The following is a 712-nucleotide window of genomic DNA, read 5'->3' as shown; positions in this document are numbered from 1 at the left end:
TGCGGGCGACGGCTTCGGCGTGGCCGCCGTGGCGGTGCAGCATCTGCGGTGCCAGGGCTCTGCCGAACGGGGTGCGGGTGAAGCCGTAGTGCGCTTGCAGTTTGTCGATCACGCCGGCACCTCGTCTGTCGGGTCGGTGCCGGGCAGGGTGAGTTGGCCGGGCAGTTGGTCGTCGTCCAGTTGCGAGTAACGCAGTTTGGTGGCCAGTTCGGCTGTGTGTTCGGCCTCGACCAGGCGCAGGTAGTCGATCCCGGTTACCGCCGGCTGCGGTGGTGTGGTGTCGTCGGGGCGGGCCTTGTGGTGCACGTGCCGGCCGATCTTGTGTGGGATCGCCTTGCCCATCGATCTGCCGTGCCAGCGGACCTCGAGGGCGGTGAGATCGAACGGGTCGAAGACGAGTTCGATCTTGCGCCCGACCAGAGCGGCGTCGACTTCGTAGTGGTTGCCGTGCAGACCGACGGTGGCGGTTTTGGTGACGGTGCGCCATTCCGACCACAGGAACGCCTCCCGCAGCAGCTGCGGCGACGGCAACGCCGGGGTGCCGACCGGCTGCCAGCGCTCCAGCGGGGCCTCGCCGGTCTCGGAATGCGTGCGGCGGTGGTAGACGGTCTCGACCCACGCGGTGAACAGCGTGTTCAGCGCGATCATGTCGTCGAGTTCGCGGCCGGAGCCGATCTCGACGAGGAACTGCTCCCGCACGGTCCGGAAGAAC

1 protein-coding gene is annotated in these 712 nt (G+C 68.1%); it reads right to left on the bottom strand.

Translation table 11 applies throughout. From position 1 onward, the window contains the following. Positions 1–108: 108 nt before the first annotated feature. Positions 109–712, bottom strand: a 604-nt coding sequence (locus tag DMB66_RS60185) for a Mu transposase C-terminal domain-containing protein (RefSeq protein ID WP_199753325.1), incomplete at its 5' end; no start/stop codon positions are given.

This window comes from Actinoplanes sp. ATCC 53533 (assembly GCF_003947245.1).
The sequence above is the reverse complement of the archived record's forward strand: the minus strand, read 5'-3'. Positions and strand labels throughout refer to the sequence as shown.